This is a genomic window from Massilia sp. CCM 8734, assembly GCF_011682155.1.
In the GTDB taxonomy this organism is placed as follows: Bacteria; Pseudomonadota; Gammaproteobacteria; order Burkholderiales; family Burkholderiaceae_D; genus Telluria_A; species Telluria_A rubra.
This window is the reverse complement of sequence record NZ_WHJI01000013.1, coordinates 1-17,001: the sequence shown is the minus strand read 5'-3', so window position 1 is coordinate 17,001 and position 17,001 is coordinate 1. Positions and strand designations below refer to the sequence as shown.

General features: G+C 56.8%; 12 protein-coding genes and 1 other RNA gene. 11 read left to right on the top strand and 2 right to left on the bottom strand.

The annotated features are described in order from the left end of the window. Positions 1–105: 105 nt before the first annotated feature. Positions 106–2,724: a DNA gyrase subunit A gene (gene gyrA, locus F2P46_RS13935; RefSeq protein ID WP_166890404.1), complete on the bottom strand. Its 2,619-nt coding sequence runs from the start codon at positions 2,722–2,724 to the stop codon at positions 106–108. Between the two features lie 523 nt (positions 2,725–3,247). Here gyrA and ompA point away from each other — a divergent pair. The 4 genes from ompA (at position 3,248) to F2P46_RS13915 (ending at position 5,906) form a co-directional block, all read left to right on the top strand. Continuing rightward, a complete protein-coding gene (gene ompA, locus F2P46_RS13930) occupies positions 3,248–3,952 on the top strand; it encodes an outer membrane protein OmpA (protein ID WP_166890402.1) in 705 nt (234 codons plus the stop codon). 201 nt (positions 3,953–4,153) lie between these two features. Then, entirely contained in the window at positions 4,154–4,378 is a 225-nt protein-coding gene (locus F2P46_RS13925; RefSeq protein ID WP_166890399.1) for a hypothetical protein, read from the top strand. 96 nt (positions 4,379–4,474) lie between these two features. Further along, positions 4,475–5,170: a bifunctional 2-polyprenyl-6-hydroxyphenol methylase/3-demethylubiquinol 3-O-methyltransferase UbiG gene (ubiG, locus tag F2P46_RS13920; protein ID WP_166890396.1), complete on the top strand. Its 696-nt coding sequence runs from the start codon at positions 4,475–4,477 to the stop codon at positions 5,168–5,170. A gap of 28 nt (positions 5,171–5,198) precedes the next feature. Beyond that, the gene (locus F2P46_RS13915) at positions 5,199–5,906 is read left to right on the top strand and encodes an HAD-IA family hydrolase (RefSeq protein WP_166890393.1); all 708 of its coding nucleotides are present in this window, start codon (positions 5,199–5,201) and stop codon (positions 5,904–5,906) included. 162 nt (positions 5,907–6,068) lie between these two features. Here the strand turns inward: F2P46_RS13915 and F2P46_RS13910 are convergent, their stop codons facing one another. Next, positions 6,069–6,413, bottom strand: a complete 345-nt coding sequence (locus F2P46_RS13910; protein WP_166890759.1) for an energy transducer TonB — start codon at positions 6,411–6,413, stop codon at positions 6,069–6,071. Positions 6,414–6,637: 224 nt separating this feature from the next. On the opposite strand from F2P46_RS13910, the gene ssrA reads away from it, so the two are divergent. The 7 genes from ssrA to F2P46_RS13875 all read left to right on the top strand — a co-directional run bounded on the left by ssrA (position 6,638) and on the right by F2P46_RS13875 (position 16,409). Beyond that, positions 6,638–6,997, top strand: a transfer-messenger RNA (tmRNA) gene (gene ssrA / locus F2P46_RS13905). A 920-nt stretch (positions 6,998–7,917) separates the two neighbouring features. Continuing rightward, a complete protein-coding gene (locus F2P46_RS13900; protein WP_166890390.1) occupies positions 7,918–10,674 on the top strand; it encodes an N-6 DNA methylase in 2,757 nt (918 codons plus the stop codon). After that, positions 10,674–12,056 carry a hypothetical protein gene (locus F2P46_RS13895; RefSeq protein ID WP_166890388.1) on the top strand — a complete coding sequence of 461 codons (1,383 nt, stop codon included), beginning with the start codon at positions 10,674–10,676 and terminating at the stop codon, positions 12,054–12,056. Before F2P46_RS13900 ends, F2P46_RS13895 begins: the two co-directional genes overlap by 1 nt. After that, positions 12,053–12,244, top strand: a complete 192-nt coding sequence (locus F2P46_RS13890) for a DNA modification system-associated small protein (RefSeq protein ID WP_166890385.1) — start codon at positions 12,053–12,055, stop codon at positions 12,242–12,244. The genes F2P46_RS13895 and F2P46_RS13890 overlap by 4 nt, the downstream gene beginning before the upstream one ends. Then, on the top strand, positions 12,237–12,890 hold the full coding sequence (locus F2P46_RS13885) for a hypothetical protein (RefSeq protein ID WP_166890382.1): 654 nt from the start codon (positions 12,237–12,239) through the stop codon (positions 12,888–12,890). Before F2P46_RS13890 ends, F2P46_RS13885 begins: the two co-directional genes overlap by 8 nt. Then, the gene (dndD, locus tag F2P46_RS13880) at positions 12,887–14,887 is read left to right on the top strand and encodes a DNA sulfur modification protein DndD (RefSeq protein ID WP_166890379.1); all 2,001 of its coding nucleotides are present in this window, start codon (positions 12,887–12,889) and stop codon (positions 14,885–14,887) included. Before F2P46_RS13885 ends, dndD begins: the two co-directional genes overlap by 4 nt. Beyond that, positions 14,880–16,409: a DndE family protein gene (locus tag F2P46_RS13875; RefSeq protein WP_166890376.1), complete on the top strand. Its 1,530-nt coding sequence runs from the start codon at positions 14,880–14,882 to the stop codon at positions 16,407–16,409. Before dndD ends, F2P46_RS13875 begins: the two co-directional genes overlap by 8 nt. Positions 16,410–17,001 lie beyond the last annotated feature (592 nt).

Genomic DNA, 17,001 nt, shown 5'->3' with positions numbered 1-17,001 from the left:
GATAACTCTCCAAACGGAAACGTGGATGGTCGGATCAAGCGCCAAAAAAAGGGCCGGCGTCATTCTCGCACGAAGTGCGAAAACAAGACCGGCCCCCACCGTTTTTTACTCCGGCGGCGTTTCGAGGTCGACGTCTTCGAGGTCGGTTTCGACGATGCGCTGCAGGCCGCTCAACTTGGTGCCGTCTTCGACCGCGATCAGGGTCACGCCTTGCGTGGCACGGCCCATTTCGCGGATTTCCGACACGCGGGTGCGGATCAACACGCCGCCGGTGGTGATGAGCATGATCTCGTCGCTCGGCTCGACCAGGGTGGCGGCGACCACGCGGCCGTTACGCTCGCTGGTCTGGATCGCGATCATGCCCTTGGTGCCACGGCCATGGCGGGTGTACTCGGTGATCGGAGTACGCTTGCCGAAGCCGTTTTCGGTCGCCGTGAGCACCGACTGCTGCTCGTTTTCGGCCACCAGCAGGGCGATCACGTTCTGGCCCTCTTCCAGGTTCATGCCGCGCACGCCGCGCGCGGTACGGCCCATCGGACGCACGTCGTTCTCGTCGAAGCGCACGGCCTTGCCGGAGTCGGAGAACAGCATCACATCGTGCTCGCCGTCGGTCAGTGCGGCGCCGATCAGGAAGTCGCCGTCGTCCAGGTCGACCGCGATGATGCCGGCCTTGCGTGGATTGCTGAAGTCCTTGAGCGGCGTCTTTTTGACGGTACCCAGGCTGGTCGCCATGAACACGTAGTGGTCTTCCGGGAAGGTGCGGTTCACGCCCGACAGCGGCAGCACCACGGTGATCTTCTCGTTGTCCTGCAGCGGGAACATGTTGACGATCGGCTTACCGCGCGAATTGCGCGAGCCTTGCGGCACTTCCCACACCTTGAGCCAGTACATGCGGCCGCGGTTCGAGAAGCACAGGATGTAATCGTGCGTGTTGGCGATGAACAGCTGGTCGATCCAGTCTTCTTCCTTGGTCGCCATGGCTTGCTTGCCGCGTCCACCGCGCTTTTGCGCGCGGTATTCGGAGATCGGCTGCGACTTCATGTAACCGGTGTGCGACAGGGTCACGACCATGTCCTGCGGCGTGATCAGGTCTTCGGTTTCCAGGTCGGTCGCATTGTGCTCGATGGTCGAGCGGCGCACGTCCTTGTTGCCGACGCCGTACTCGTTCATGATCACCGTCATTTCGTCGGTGATGATGACGGTGACGCGCTCCGGCTTGGCCAGGATGTCGAGCAGGTCGGCGATGTGCGCCATGATCTCTTTGTACTCGTTGACGATCTTGTCCTGCTCCAGGCCCGTCAGGCGTTGCAGGCGCATTTGCAAAATCTCTTGCGCCTGTTCGTCGGACAGCTTGTACATGCCGTCGGGCTGCATGCCGTAGTGCTTCGGCAGGTGCTCCGGACGGAACGCTTCGACGCCGCCGATGGTGGTGCCTTCGGCGGTACGCAGCAGCATTTCGCGCACCAGGGACGAGTCCCAGGCGCGCGCCATCAGTTCGGTCTTGGCGATCGGTGGCGATGGCGCGGCCTTGATGATGGCGATGAAGTCGTCGATATTGGCCAGGGCGACCGCCAGGCCTTCGAGCATGTGGCCGCGTTCGCGCGCCTTGCGCAGTTCGAACACGGTGCGGCGCGTGACCACTTCGCGGCGGTGCGACAGGAAGCACTGCAGCATCTGCTTGAGGTTGAGCAGTTTCGGCTGGCCGTTGACCAGCGCGACCATGTTCATGCCGAAGGTATCCTGCAACTGGGTCTGCTTGTACAGGTTGTTGAGGACGACTTCCGGCACTTCGCCGCGTTTCAGTTCGATGACCACGCGCATGCCCGACTTGTCGGACTCGTCGCGAATGTCGGAAATGCCTTCGAGCTTCTTGTCGCGCACGTTCTCGGCGATGCGCTCGAGCAGGGACTTTTTATTCACCTGGTACGGCAACTCGTCGACGATGATCGCGATGCGCCCGCCATCCTTGCCGTATTCCTCGAAGTGGGTCTTGGCGCGCATGACCACGCGGCCACGGCCGGTGCGGTAGCCGTCGCGCACGCCCGAGACGCCGTAGATGATGCCGGCGGTCGGGAAGTCCGGCGCCGGAATGATCTCGATCAGCTCGTCGATGGTGCAGTCGGGATTGCGCAGCACGTGCAGGGCGCCGTTGACGATCTCGGTCAGGTTGTGCGGCGGGATGTTGGTGGCCATGCCGACCGCGATGCCGGACGAACCGTTGATCAGCAAATTGGGAATCCGGGTCGGCAGCACCGTCGGTTCTTTTTCCTTGCCATCATAGTTGGGCTGGAAGTCGACCGTGTCCTTGTCGATATCGGCCAGGATCTCGCCGGCGATCTTGTCGAGGCGGCACTCGGTGTAACGCATGGCCGCGGCGCTGTCACCGTCGACCGAACCGAAATTGCCCTGGCCATCGATCAAGGTGTAGCGCAAGGAGAAATCCTGGGCCATGCGCACCAGCGTGTCGTAAATCGACGCGTCGCCGTGCGGGTGGTACTTACCCATGGTTTCGCCGACCACGCGCGCACACTTGACGTACGGGCGGTTGTACACGTTGTTCATTTCGTGCATGGCGAACAAGACGCGGCGGTGCACCGGCTTCAAGCCGTCGCGCACATCCGGCAAGGCACGGCCGACGATCACGCTCATCGCGTAATCGAGGTAGCTCTTGCGCATCTCTTCTTCGAGGGAAATAGGGATTGTTTCTTTTGCGAATTGATCCATTGGCGGGACTGATCTCAGGCTGTGGTTATATTAGCTGTACGCAAATTGCTGGAACATCGACACCGGCTGCTCTGCGCAATGTTCGACGTCCCCTGCTGCATGTTCGATGCCGCCAGTGCGACAGGTGCACAACGATGGTGCGCCCACCGACTTAGCTACAGACAAGCGTGGGATTTTAGCATGCGCCGTATGGCAGTTGCGCAAATCCTAAATGGTAGGCAATGGCATATGGGTGATCGAAATCATAAAAACGTTCATATTTTGTCAACCCGATGATGGCAGGCCAGACACGATGTTGCACGAATACAACATGATGCACCACATTGCGGCACGAATGGTTTAACAGCCTTCGTGCTAATTAAGCGCATGTGGCAGAATGACCCAGAAGTTAATTGCCTGTTTCACAAGCTGTCACGAAACTGTCACGGGTAATGGCTGGGGCAAGCTGTTACTATCTTGTCCACGCTCGAAAAGTTGCGCAGCTATAAAGCTGCGGATATCACCCCCGAAAGGAAGAAAAACTATGAAAAAACTCGTCTCGCTCATGCTCGCCGCCTCCGCGATCGCAGGCAGCGCACTGGCACAACAGTCGCCACCGTTCGCACCTGTGACCACCGACATCATGGCACCAAAACCAAACAGCGCCTATGTCCAGGATGCCCGTGGCGTGATCGCGCGCGATCCTTTCGGCCTGTGCTGGCGTACCGGCTACTGGACCCCGGCCGATGCCGTCCCAGGTTGCGACCTGCCCCTGTGCGTCGAGCCAGCGAAACTGGAAAACGGCAAATGCGTCACGCCGCCAGTCGCAGTGGTGCAGCCACCGATCACCCCGGACGCGAAGCCTTTACCGCCTGTGCAAGACGAAGTCAAGTCGACCAAGGTGAGTTTCTCGGCTGACGCGCTGTTCGACTTCGACAAGTCGGTCCTGAAAGCGGAAGGCAAGAGCAAGCTGGACGACCTGAGCTCGAAACTGCAAGGCATCAACCTGGAAGTCATCATCGCTGTCGGCCATACCGACTCGGTCGGTACCGATGCCTACAACCAGAAGCTGTCGATCCGCCGCGCCGAAGCTGTCAAGGCTTACCTGCAAGCCAAAGGCATCGAAGCGAACCGCATCTACACCGAAGGCAAGGGCGAAACGCAGCCAGTGGCAGACAACAAGTCCGCTGAAGGCCGCGCCAAGAACCGCCGCGTTGAAGTGGAAGTCGTCGGCACCCGCGCCAAGTAAGCTGCGCGCCTGACAGCTTGTCCGGCCCGGCCGGGTGGGCAAGCTGACTGGGACGACGATTCGCATCGTCACATGAACACCCCTCGCGCAGGGGTGTTTTTTTGCCTGCCGTGCTGGGCGCCGCACGCCTGCCGCTGAGCGAGCCCCACATCCCCTTCCCGGCAACGGCAGAGACGACTATGATGGCTTGCAGGAGGAATCATGCCCGACGCTGAACAGGCCCCGTCCTGTCATACGAAAACGACCCGGGATGACAACATCGTCGCCATCGCCTCGTCCGCGCACGCACCAAGCCCTGCGGTAAGATTTATCGCAAGCACCGACATTCTCTCCCTGCCCCTGTTCGTGACGCGCACCACGCTCGCCATCCTGCTGGCCGCCGACGCGCCAGCGCCGCGCAGCGGGCGCGGCGATATCGTACGCTGAGCAGTTGGCGGTGCGGCAATCGGGCGGCGAGCGGCGGCCGGGTTTTTTTATGCATGCGTCCGTCGCATTCCCCGATTTCCCGCTATTATTCCGCGTATGAATGCCGACCCTCTAGAAATCCAGAAATTTAGCGAACTTGCCCACCGCTGGTGGGACCCGACGTCCGAGTTCAAGCCCCTGCACGAAATCAACCCGCTGCGCCTCGAATGGATCAACGCGCGCGCCGCGCTGTCCGGCAAGAAAGTGATCGACATTGGCTGCGGCGGCGGCATCCTGACCGAATCGATGGCGCGCAAAGGCGCCGACGCCACCGGCATCGACCTGTCCGACAAGGCGCTCAAGGTAGCCGACCTGCACAGCCTGGAGTCCGGCGTGCAAGTGCGCTACGAACTGATTGCCGCCGAAGACATGGCCGCGCGCGAAGCCGGGCAATACGACGTGGTGACCTGCATGGAAATGCTCGAGCACGTACCCGATCCGGGCGCCATCGTGAAAGCTGCCGCGACCCTGGTCAAGCCGGGCGGGCACGTGTTTTTCTCGACCATCAACCGCAATCCCAAAGCCTATTTATACGCCGTGGTCGGCGCCGAATACCTGCTGCGCATGCTGCCCAAGGGCACCCATGACTACGGCAAATTCATCACCCCGTCGGAACTGGCGCAATTCGCGCGTGAAGCCGGCCTCCAGGTAGACGGCCTCAAGGGCATGACCTACAATCCGCTGACCAAGATCTACTCCCTGAACCAGGACACCAGCGTCAACTACCTGCTTGCCTGCAGCCGTCCCCTGTAAAGTCCCACTCGACCGCCGAGCCGCCGCCATGACCTTCCCTTCCTCCCCAGCGGCGCCGCGCGCCGTCCTGTTCGACCTTGACGGCACCCTGGCCGACACCGCCCCCGACCTGGCGGCGGCGGTCAACCGCCTGCGCGCCGACCGAGGCCTGGAGCCGACCCCGTACGCGCTGTTGCGCCCGACCGCCTCGGCCGGCGCGCGCGGCATGATCGGTGCCGCGTTTGGCCTTGCGCCCGGCGACGCCGGCTACGAAGCGTTGCGGGTGAAATGGTTCGACTACTACCAGGCCGACATGGCATCGCACAGCACCCTGTTCGGCGGCGTGCCGGAACTGCTCGCCGGCATCAGCGAAGCAGGCATAGCGTGGGGCATCGTCACCAACAAACCGGCGCGCTTCACCGACCCCTTGATTCCCCTGATCGGCCTCGAGCACGCCGGCTGCATCGTTTCCGGCGACACCACCGCGCACGCCAAGCCGCATCCGGCGCCGCTGTTCGAAGGCGCGCGCCGGCTCGGCATTGCGGCGCAACAGTGCTGGTATGTGGGCGACGACCTGCGCGACATCGAAGCCGGGCGCGCGGCCGGCATGGTCACCGTGGCCTGTGCCTGGGGCTATTGCGGCGCGGTCGAGCCGACCCAATGGGGTGCCGACTACCTGCTCGACACGCCGCAGGACCTGCTGGAATTGCTGCGCACGACGGTCGGTGCGACGACCCCGGCGGCGCTGATGGCGTAAGGCGCGACGGCCGGCTCAGGCTCACTATCGCGCCCTGGCGGGCGCGTCGCACGCCGCCAACGACAAAACGCCTGGCCCCGCTTTTTCAAGCGTCGGCCAGGCGTTGTTGATTCGACGAGAGACGATGCGCCTTTAACTGGCGCATGGTCCGGCGTTAATCGATCAGCTCAGGGTCCAGTTGTATTCTACTTTGGTCCAGGTGCTGTCAGGACGGCCGTCTTTGCTGCCCGGCTTGAATTTGCAGGCGCTGATGGCGCTCATTGCGGCTTTGTCCAGGCTCTTGAAACCGCTGGTCTTGTCCAGTTTCGCTTCCAGCACTTTGCCTTCGGCCGACACCAGGAAAGCCATGCTGACCACGCCCTGCTCTTCGTTCATCAACGATGCTTTAGGATAGTCGGCCTTGCAGCTTTTGGCGTCGAACACCGCTGGTACGTCAGCTGCGAATGCCACATTGGCGCTGACTGCTACGATCAGTGCTGCGCAAAGGCGGAAGGTCGTCTTGGTCATCATGATGCTGTTCTCCTGGAGATCGGTTAGAGGGTTTGACTGGACTGCGAAGTCATCGTCACAGCCAAGAGAATAGCTGTAAACGTTCCATGTGGCAATTTATTTGATGCGTACGGGCAATTTTGTTTTCTTTTGTGGTCATTTTTTGACACCTTGACCACGATGTTTTACTTGACACGAGAGTGGCACAGTGTTGTGGATTTGAGGTACAATGGCTGTTCTGTGGGGGCGACCTGGTTTCGACGTGGGTTGCAAAGCAGCGCAGGGCATACCGAGGGCGGGCTACCTCGTAAATACAACCTGAAAAACTTAACTGCAAACGATAACTCGTACGCACTCGCAGCTTAATTGCTGCTAGCTCTAGAACACCTCGTCCCTGGGGTGGGCCGTCAAAAGCTCTAGAGTCATTTACAGGGACTCGTCTTGAACTGGGTTACTTAGTTCCGGACTAAATAATAGGTAACTCGCTTGTACACAGCGTGCACGTCCGCGTTGTACCGGTTAAATTAAATGGCAGTGCTAAGTATGTAGAACTGTCTGTAGAGTGCTTGCGGACGCGGGTTCGATTCCCGCCGCCTCCACCACTGTCTGCTAAAAAACCGCCCTTGGGCGGTTTTTTTTCGCTTGCGCTAACGGGCGGCGGGAATCGAAGCCGCGTCGCGGGGCGGAATCGGGAATTCGCCGAGCATGCCCGGCGCCGATGGAGCGACTTGCGCTTGCAAGCGCAAGGCTCTCCGATTCCCTGACTAGAGGGAAATCGCTGCGCGATTTCTTGCCCTTCGCCTCCACCACTGTCTGCTAAAAAACCGCCCTTGGACGGTTTTTTTTCGTTTGCGCTAGCGGGCGGCGGGAATCGAAGCCGCGTCGCGGGGCGGAATCGGGAATTCGTCAGTCATGCCCGGCGCCGATGAAGCGACTTGCGCTTGCAAGCGCAAGGCTCTCCGATTCCCTGACTAGAGGGAAATCGCTGCGCGATTTCTTGCCCTTCGCCTCCTACGCTACCCCAAAAAATCGCCCGGAGTCGATTTTTTCTCCTGGCAGCCTGTCGGACTTGGCGAGTCGAAGCGAAAAAAATAGCCGGGCGAGACCAGATTTTGACGATTTCGCAGTGCCAATAGCGAGCTATTGGCCGAGAAAGCGGCGAAATATGGACCGTCCCAGGTATTTTTGCAGCCGACGATCCCAAGTCCGACAGGCTGCTAGGCATTATGACTGCAGGAATCAACCATCATAAAACCGAGGCCAGTGGCCATTTGATCGTTTTTCCGAGGAAAAGTGGGCCGGATCAGCCCCCACCCAAGTGATATGCGGGCAGTGGGCAACATGGCTCAGCCGTTGCTGGAAGTGCTTAGGGATGGGCTTGCGAAGGCTATAATAAACGCGGAAAAGTTGCCTTCTCGCAGTGAATGGTGTTGGGTCACCCGGGGTTCGCATAGAACGCTATTCAAGCCACTAGTGCTTTGCCAGTGTTCACATCAAACAACGCAGGATAAAATTTCAACACATGAATACCAAAGAACTGATTGACCGTATTTTCAAAGAACCAGGTGTCCAATTTGAACTCACCGAATTTGAAAATCTCGGCAAGCCGATACACGATATCATTTCCATCTACCCAAAGGCATCGGCAAGCGGCAAGGACGCGGGAAAGACGAAATTCTACCTGAAGAGTTTCATCCCGTTTTCCACAGGAAATGAAGAAGTGCAAGTCTATGTTGAAGGCGGCAAATCTGCACCTGAAGAGATTGTTCGTCAGTTGTGGGTGTACAAGCTAATGCACCAGTACGGCTACAAGGCTGACGAGATTGATCTGGAAAAAGGTGTCCAGTTTGGGACCGAGATTGGCACCAAAGCAGCCGACATCATTGTCTACACTGACTCAACAAAAGTGACGCCGAAGATCATTGTCGAGTGCAAGAAGCCCAAGCGCAAGGACGGTATCGAGCAGCTGAAGAGCTACATGAACGCCAAGGGTGCGCCAGTCGCGCTCTGGTCCAACGGTTCCGACAGTATTATTCTCTATCGGCCTTACCCGGCGCAGTTCGACGACACGCTGTTCGATATCCCCAAGCGAGGCGAAGGGCCAAAAGATGTCCTTGAAGCGAAGAAGACACTACTGCAATTGAAGAAAAATTTCGACTTCAAGAAAATAGTGCAGGATCTCGAGGAACTGGTCCTCGCTGATAGCGGTAAGGATGAGTTCAATGAAATATTCAAGCTGATATTTGCCAAAATCTGGGACGAAAAAGAGGCGCTGGAGAACCGTCCGAACAAAGTGGTGGAGTTCCGTAAGGCACTCGACCCTGAAATTACATACGGCCGCATCAATAACCTCTTTCATAAAGCGTGCGAAGAGTGGCCTGGAATCTTCAAGGAGGGCGAAGATATCGAACTGGCTAAACGCCATCTCCAAGTGTGCGTCGGCCCAGTTGAAGGTGTACGACTGATGGGCTCGAACCTGCGTATCATGGACGACGCGTTTGAATACCTGCTGCCGACCGAGGCCAAGAAAAAGAAGGGCCAATTTTTCACCCCGCGCCACGTCGTTGAAATGTGCGTACGCATGCTCAATCCAACGCGCACCGAGTATGTCATGGACCCATCCTGCGGCTCCGGCGGCTTTCTCTTGCACGCCATGGAGTGGTGCTATCCAGCGGCGGATAATGAAGCGCGCGAACTGCGCAAGCACCGCTACGCTGGAAAGTACCTGTGGGGCATCGACTTCGAGCAACGTGCCGCGAAAACTTCGCGCGCGCTAATGTTAATTGCGGGCGACAGTCACACCAATATTTATGGTCCCGATGTCAGCAGCCTGGATCCGAGGACTTGGTACGAGACGGGCTCGGGCCAAGCCCTCATGAATGACTTGCGCAAGGCCAAGCTCACTGCAAAAAAAATACCAGAGAACGAGGCTCTGACCGATGAAGATAAGGCCTGGGAGTACTTCCACGAGCTGAAGTTCGACGTCATCCTCGCCAATCCGCCGTTTGCGGGGGAGATGAAAGACCGCAAGATGCTCGTGCATTACGCGCTGGCAAAGCCCGCTCTTAAACGCGCGGGGGACGACAAGCAACCGAAGGAGGAGCGAGACGTACTTTTCATTGAACGTATCGTGAATATGCTCAAACCAGGCGGCCGGGCCGCCATCGTCCTGCCGCAGGGGAAATTCAACAACGCGTCACTGGCTTTCATCCGAGAATGGATTCTCAAAAAGGCGCGCTTGCTGGCGGTGGTCGGCCTGCACCCGAATACTTTCAAACCGCACACCGGCACGAAAACCTCGGTGCTTTTTGTTCAGAAATACACACCAGAACAACTCTCCGAAATCGCCGAAGTGCATGACAAAGTGGCGGGGGCCTGCCCGGATTACGCCGCGGACCTCACGGCGCTGCTAGCGGCCCACGATGCCGCTGCCGACGTGCCGGCCGAAGCGATCTCTGACGAAGTTGCCGACCTCGTCGCCGAAACGTTCGGCGAGCCCGAATCAGAAGAGACAGCCAATGGCAGCGACGAGGAAGAAAATGAGGACATAAGCGAAGAAGGCGCCCCGGAAAGCGAAGCCGCCGCCGCAGACCGTATCTCTGCCGCCGAAGAAAAGCTCAACGCCTTCAAAAACGCGCTGGTCAAGGCCAAGCAAAATTTTATCGACCTCGACAGCGACAGCGAAGCTTTGACGCAAAAACAGGAACAGGAAATCGCGGCTCTGAGCACGCACTGGACCGGCGAAAAGAGCGCCCTGCGTTTGCAGATTCAGGAAATCCGCCAGATTTACAAGTTGGCGGCGCAAAAACTCAAGGATTCGCGTAAAGTCCAGCAGAAGATCCTCAAGGCGGAAATCAAGATTCTGGAAAGACAAATTCCGCAGGCCGATACCGCACTGAAACTGCTTAGCAATCGCGGCAAACTGGCGCTCATATTGGCTGACGATGATTTGATCGGCACACTCAAGGAGCGCTGGATTGCGGCCGAGGTGGCCAAACAACTCGACTACCCGATCTTCATGGCGGTCAGCGAGCGCGGCGGGAAAGACAATTCCGGCGACTACAAACATCTACTCGATGATGATGGCAGCCTTGTCGAATTCCCGGACGGTCATCCACAGGAAGGCCAGCTCGTCATCGATCAAGACTTGGTGAACTTCGATTTGTGCGCCGCCGACCTGGTCGATGCGGCTAACATTCCCGACGAACGGTTATGCGTGGCGGAGGCGTTCGTCCGCTTCGCCCAGGAACATCAGTTCAGTTTTTGGGGGGGCGAGTAATGGCGGTCTGGTCTACTGTGTCAATATCGGCGCTCGAATACTCACGCTTCGATGCTGACTTTTACCACCCAACCTATTTGAATGAGCTTGCATTGTGGCGACGGCTTGATCAGCGCATCGGTGTAACAAAGCTGGGACGAATCATCTCTGGGCCGGTGCGGACGGGGCGCACTCCCAGGTCACGGTTGATAAAGGGCGACGAAGCGACGATTCGTTTCATCAAGACGGACACGGTGCGCGAGGGGGCGATCGACTTCAACAACTCCGCACTTCTACCGACACGAGCTGTTGGCGATCGGGACATTATTCCCGCCAATGCGGTAGTCATGACGATTATCGGCGCAACGCCCGAGATTGTTGGGCGTACCGCGATTGTGAGGACCGGCGATCCGGCATGCGTGACGAACCAGAACGTCGCAGTTATCTGCACCAAAAGTAACTTCGATCCCTATTTTCTTACAGCGTATTTTCAAACCAAGTGGGGACGCGACCAAGTGTGGCGGCACGCGCGCCGAACCGAGCAAGTGAACCTGAATTGTCGGGAGGTCGAACGAATTCTGGTACCGAATCTGCCGGCAGACTCCCAAGAAGCCATAGGGAACCTGGTCAGGGACTCATTCGCTGCGGCCGATCTCGGTGTCCGCTTATATCAGAACGCACAATATCTTCTTGAAGCGGAGCTGGGTCTTGACAAGCTCAACCTTCAAAAGCCAGCGGGCTATGCTGCGCACTTTAGCACCGTCGGTTGGTCGGAAACAATGACAGCGGGGCGGGTCGATCCCCAATGTTTTGCCCCGGATGCGCGCTTCTACGAAAACTGGCTTCATGCACACGGCCAATGCGTTCGTCTCGGTTCGTTGCTGAGAAGTACAGTGAAAGGTCGCCAACAAGCCGATGTTAGCGAAGGCGCCGCTGACTATTGCAGCATCAAACATATCAGCGGCAGGGAAATCATTGAAGCATCGACATGCGCTTCGTACCCGAACACCCTACTGGCTGGAGTCAACGATCTTCTGCTCGCTATCACCGGCGCGACTATTGGAAAGATCGGCATCGTCAAGCGCTACGAGCGGCTGGCCTTTTCCGGGGATTTACTTTGTATGCGCACATGGGACACGGTGGACCCGCACTACTTGTTACTGGTACTCGATCACAAAATCGGACAAGTCCAGTTCAATCGCTGGATTACAGGTTCCACCAATGGGCACCTGGCGCCCCGGGATATCGCGCGTGTCCTGGTTCCTCGACTGAGCGGCGAAGCCGAATCCAAGATTGCTGATCTGGTGAAACGTTCGCTCTCCCAACGGCAGGAGTCCGAACGGCTTCTCGAGCAATCCAAAAATCACGTCGCACAACTTATCGAGGAATCCGCACAGCCATGAACCTTTCCACTGATGACTCTCGTCTCCTTGAAGAATTGTGCCGCCAGCACAGCGTCAGCCCCGACAAGGTGTTGAAGCTACTTCATACCGTACGTGAGTACGAGTTCAAGGACCGGCGCACGGGTGTCTATGACGCGCTGCGCGAGATTCTCAAGAGTACATCAGACATAGGAAAGCAAAATGGATGATGGTCTCAAAGGACATCTGGAGGCAATTGGCGATTGGCTGGCCGGGCATCGCGCAAGCGCGCTGCCAACTCCCTCGCTCTCAAGCGATGAACGCAAGCAGCTCCATGTCATCAACAAAAGCATTGAGCAACTTTCGGGACTCGGGGTGAGCATTCCCGATGAACTCAGGCAGCTCAAGCTTGCGCTTTCTGCCAAAGACGTGGTGCCTGCGGTAGCGGTCGGCGCCGGGGAGCGCTTCGTTGAAATCGCTGAATTGATCAGTGCTCTGAACAAACTGTCATCCGTGGCCGAGACACTTCACAAACAATTCAAAACACCAAGCGGTGAGTCTATCAAGCGGCAGCGCTACGACGTAACACTCAAAGAACTGATCCAAAATCAATATCTCTCCGTATGCGACAAGTTGGAGTTTTCCTGGAAAAAAGACGGACAAGTCTTTGAAGGAAAAGTACTCGCCAGTGGCGCGTTATCGGCGAAAACGCAGAGCGGATGGATCGTGTTCGATTCACTCTCTGCCGCAGCAGATGCGATCAGCACGCAATCCCTGAACGGCTGGCTCCACTGGCGCAGAGTCAACGCGGATGGGTCCATGACGCGCCTCAAAGACATACGAGCCGAGTTCATTAAAAAAGGCGGTGCTGCATGAAATTTCGCAAGCTGACTATCGAAAACTACAAGTCCTTTCAGTTTTCGACTGAGATTGTCTTTCCTACCGGCGCGGACGGCAGCAGCATCTTCCTGATTGGGGGCATGAACGGTGCGGGCAAGACTTCCATTATGGAGGCGGTGACTTTCTGCCTTTACGGAGGCAAGTCCGACGATATTTTTCGCAATATCAACCGCCGCGAAAAAGCCAAGGGTAATGCCAACGTCAGCTTCGAAATCATCATCGAGATGGACGACTGCTCCGAGCTGGTAGTGAAGCGCTCCTGGACGGCTGGTGCGGTGAGCGAGCCCAAATCACGCGACCTTACAGAGCGGCTTGTGGTGGTTCGCGACGGCAAGCGAGTGTCGGTACAGAATCAGGAAATCTGGCAAGACTTTATCCGGGCTGCCATTCCGCCAGGTATTACACAATTTTTTTTCTTCGATGGAGAAAAGATTCAGGAGATTGCCGCAGACGACCATTCGGAGGTGCGCCTGAAATCGTCGCTGGAGGCGGCCTTGGGAATTCAGTACATCAACCGGCTGGCAAGCGACATCATCTATATTAAGCAGGAAGAACGCAAAGGCTTCATTGCGATTTCGGATGAGGATCTGGAATTCAAACAAAGCGAGCTAAAGCGTGAGAAGAGCAAGCAAGCGCGAAAGGAACAAGAGCGCGATGGCTTGCGCCTGGAATTCGACGGGTTCAGGACGCAGTTGGATGAGTCTAAGAAACGGTTCGAAGCCACCTTTCATACTGCACCGGAATCGCGCGAGGCGATGCGCGAGCAGGATAAGAAGCGCGTGCAGGCCGCCAACCGGCTGGCACAGGTAGAAAGCGAAGTTCGCGCCTTGTGCGAGAAGTCACTTCCATTCAGTATCGCGGGCAAGTTATTTGATGGCATAAGACAGCAGATTGAGGCCGAGCGCGAGTCGGCCAGCGGCGAGGCGATCAAGGAGAACGCTGCCGCGCTTGCCAAGCGCATTGTCCGGGTGGTGGAAGAGCCGGAGCCGATCTACGCTGAGAAACTTTCATCTGAGCGCATGAAAGAGCTGGAAAGCCGAATTTATCGCATGTTAAAAGAGGGCGACCCGAACGCCGACATTTCCAAGGTGTTGGACCTGTCGGACCGTGACGCTGCGCGTGTGCTGAACCGGATGGAGGCACTCGAAAACAGCGACATTTTCCTGCTCAAGCCTCTGATCGAGGAGATCCGCGAGCTTGAGACGCAAGTGAGACAGTTTGAAGGCGTCGCATTGGGAGGGGCGCTTACACCCACAGAGCGTGAACTGTTCGACGAGTTGCAGGGGTCGATGGAAAGCTGCTCGACTCAGATCGGACGCAAGACCGAACAAATACGGCTGGTGGAAGAAGACATTCTCGCCCTCCAAAAGCGCATTGCCGATATCGAAGTTGAAATCGAAAAGCTCTATGAGAAGCATAATGTCTCGAAAGAAAAGGCCGATTTCATCGAGGAATGTGATTCGATTGCCAGTGTGCTGAATCAGTTCATCGTGCGGCTACGCAAGAACAAGGTGCATTTGCTCCAGGAGAAGACCTTCGAAATGTACCGATTGCTCTCCAGTCGCAGCGGCCTTATCAAAGACATATCCATCGACGACAAGACGTATGAGATAAAGATCACCGACCGAAACGGACATGAAATTCGCAAATCGGCGCTGTCAGCCGGTGAAAAAGAGGTATTTGCGATTTCCCTTCTGTGGGGTCTGGCCCAGACTAGCGAACTTAAACTGCCGATCATCATCGACACCCCTTTGTCCCGCTTGGACAGCGCACATCGCGACAACATCGTTAATAACTATTTTCCCAACGCCGGTGAGCAGGTCATTATTCTCTCTACTGACACGGAGATCGACGCCAACTATTACCGATCGCTGAAGCCACGACTGAGCGGGGCTGCCATTCTGGAGTTCGACCAACGCCAGGAACTTACAACGTTCCGACAGGGATATTTTTGGGAGAAAAATAATGGCTGACCGTCTTTACACATCGAGCGAAGCTGATGAGGTATTGAGCGCATTGCGTTTTGAAACCAAACTCGAGAAGGCAACTTTGGCGAGGATTGCGTTCACGCTGTCGTTGGTGAAGGACGGGAGACATGTCCTGCCCAGCCTGAGCTTCAGTGGCGCAGAACTAAAGCGGCCGACATTTATTGCGGAAGATGAAGTCTTTTTGCGCACGCTGATTGCCCATACGTACGGCAAGCGCGAGTTCAGTGAGGATGAATTCTTTTCCAATCGATCCATTGTCAAAAATCACATCGATAGCGGTGCGGCATTGCTGGCGACAATGTTTCAGGAATCAGGCCGCAGTGGAGACGCGCTGATTCAGCGGCTGATGGATGAGGTGGAATTCGCCGGGCGGCGTGAGCAACTGGGCAGTGGGCTCGACATCTTTATTGGTCGAACATTGTTGCAGCGGACCGAATTGGTAATGGAGCTCAATAACACGACAAGGCATGCCAACTCTCACCTTGCCATCATGGGAAAGCCCGGCGTGGGCAAGACGCAGTTCTTACTGAAGATATTGACCGATATCCGCATTCAATCGAACTACCAGACCAACTTCATCTACTTTGACTACAAAGGCGACGTTGTAGAAAACGCACGTTTTCTTGAACTGGCGCGCGTGCAACCGTTCCGACTGCTACAAGGCGGACAGAGCTTGCCAATCAATCCTTTCATTTTGCCTGCGTATGACGATCAAACCATCAATGTGTCGGCTCGTGAAAAAGCAGAGAGCTTTGCCTCGATTAACAGCAAACTGGGCGTCGTTCAAAAAGGTGCATTGACGGAAGCGATTCGGGCGGCATATGCTAAGCGTGCCGGCTCGGCGGCTCCTTATCCGGACTTTCCCGACATTTTAGAAGCGGCTGCCGCCGCGTATGAAGAGGACGGCAAGAAAGATGACAGCCTGATTGAAGTACTGCGTGATCTGTCTGATTTCGATTTGTTCTGGCGGCACGGCAGCGACGGCGCACCGATGGAGCGGGTATCGAACCGCACAATGTTGATTGATGTTCATGCAATGCCAGTGCTGAAGGAACTGGTCGCTTACCTTGTCATCGAGCGGCTCTACAAGGAAATGGCGACGCTGCCTGATAGTCCCGTAGTTGAAGGTCGCCGGACTATCCGCACGATTCTGGTCATCGACGAGGCGCACAACTATCTCGGGCAGAAGAATATGTTCCTACAAAGAATCATTCGCGAAGGCCGCTCTAAAGGCGTAGTCGTGTTCTTCGCCAGCCAGTCGCCCAACGACTACCAACAAAAGTTCTTCAACTTCCAGGAATTGCTGGAGTTCACGTATATTTTTCAATGTGACGGTGTGGCTGCCGGCTCGGTGCAGGATATTCTTGGATGCACGAGCAAGACTGCGAAAGATCTTCAAATGGAGATTGCGCGACTGGAGCCTTGGCAGGTCATTGCGCGCAGCCAGGAAAAAACCGAAGAATTTGTGAAGTTCACGGCTGAGGCGTTCTACAAGAGTTACGCCTAGTCTTACTGCGTCACAAAGCAAGTTTAATCTGAAAGTAGCAAGGGCAACGCTGTAGTTGAGTTGCGATTGCACTGGCGATGAGCGCGCGTAGCGTTGTAATGGAGTCAGGGACATGACGTTGGTAAGCGCCCGCCCAGTACCCTGTTGATTTGATCGCCGTATTGCCTGATGATGGCGTCACACCGCTGGGAAGCGGCGTGTTTTTCAGGCAGTGGCGAGCTGCCCGGCGCAATGCCAGGGCAGGAGCTCGTCAACGCGGTTGACGGGGTGATCGGCGATGTGGGCTAGGAGTCTGCGCGGCAGAAGCTAGTCAGTCGAAACGAGTGGAGAAAAGTCCCACTTCCCGCCCATTTCTCGGTCGTAGGTGCGCCGTCGCACCTACCTACGGCTACAGACCTCAAAAGTGGGCGTGAATTGGGTTCTTTTCCCACTCGTTTCGCCTCGACTCCTTCTGCCGCGCAGACTCCTAGCCTGAATGTTTCATGAACTGCCAGTGCGTTGCTGGCTGGACGATACGAAACCTCGTCGGCAGTGTTTTCGATGGTCGCGGGTAATGGATGCCCTACCCGATTGAACGGGGCATCGAATGGCG

Excerpts from the sequence above, each read along its gene's own strand:
- F2P46_RS13925 (WP_166890399.1), top strand. The coding sequence starts at position 4,154 with ATGCCCGACGCTGAACAGGCCCCGTCCTGTCATACGAAAACGACCCGG.
- ubiG (WP_166890396.1), top strand. The coding sequence starts at position 4,475 with ATGAATGCCGACCCTCTAGAAATCCAGAAATTTAGCGAACTTGCCCAC.
- F2P46_RS13900 (WP_166890390.1), top strand. The coding sequence starts at position 7,918 with ATGAATACCAAAGAACTGATTGACCGTATTTTCAAAGAACCAGGTGTC.
- F2P46_RS13915 (WP_166890393.1), top strand. The coding sequence starts at position 5,199 with ATGACCTTCCCTTCCTCCCCAGCGGCGCCGCGCGCCGTCCTGTTCGAC.
- ompA (WP_166890402.1), top strand. The coding sequence starts at position 3,248 with ATGAAAAAACTCGTCTCGCTCATGCTCGCCGCCTCCGCGATCGCAGGC.
- F2P46_RS13885 (WP_166890382.1), top strand. The coding sequence starts at position 12,237 with ATGGATGATGGTCTCAAAGGACATCTGGAGGCAATTGGCGATTGGCTG.
- gyrA (WP_166890404.1), bottom strand. The coding sequence starts at position 2,724 with ATGGATCAATTCGCAAAAGAAACAATCCCTATTTCCCTCGAAGAAGAG.
- dndD (WP_166890379.1), top strand. The coding sequence starts at position 12,887 with ATGAAATTTCGCAAGCTGACTATCGAAAACTACAAGTCCTTTCAGTTT.
- F2P46_RS13910 (WP_166890759.1), bottom strand. The coding sequence starts at position 6,413 with ATGACCAAGACGACCTTCCGCCTTTGCGCAGCACTGATCGTAGCAGTC.
- F2P46_RS13890 (WP_166890385.1), top strand. The coding sequence starts at position 12,053 with ATGAACCTTTCCACTGATGACTCTCGTCTCCTTGAAGAATTGTGCCGC.
- F2P46_RS13895 (WP_166890388.1), top strand. The coding sequence starts at position 10,674 with ATGGCGGTCTGGTCTACTGTGTCAATATCGGCGCTCGAATACTCACGC.
- F2P46_RS13875 (WP_166890376.1), top strand. The coding sequence starts at position 14,880 with ATGGCTGACCGTCTTTACACATCGAGCGAAGCTGATGAGGTATTGAGC.